A 282-nucleotide genomic window follows, 5' to 3' on the forward strand; every position below is an offset into this window, starting at 1 on the left:
GCCAGATGATCAGGCCGTTTCGCGACGAGGTCGAGCGTTACGGCCACTACAGCCTGGCTGCGGAGTCGATGTACGACCACCCCTTCCAGTGGGGATCCAAACGCACCGGGCCAGATCTCGCCCGGGTTGGTGACCGTTATTCGAATGCCTGGCACGTCGCGCACCTTGCCGACCCACGCTCGGTGGTGCCGGAATCGGTCATGCCGAGCTATGCCTTCCTGAAGGACGCGCAGATCGAGGTGAAGGATTTCTCTACGCACCTGATCGCCAACAGGCGTGTCG

The 282-nt window shown here is 62.4% G+C and carries 1 protein-coding gene; it reads left to right on the plus strand.

Features of this window, described 5'->3' with window-relative positions; all coding sequences use genetic code 11:
* On the plus strand, positions 1 to 282 hold a 282-nt coding region (locus tag EN852_RS40305; protein WP_189546686.1), incomplete at both ends, for a cbb3-type cytochrome c oxidase subunit II.

Origin of the sequence: Mesorhizobium sp. M2E.F.Ca.ET.209.01.1.1 (genome assembly GCF_004010375.2) — a bacterium.
In the GTDB taxonomy this organism is placed as follows: Bacteria; Pseudomonadota; Alphaproteobacteria; order Rhizobiales; family Rhizobiaceae; genus Mesorhizobium.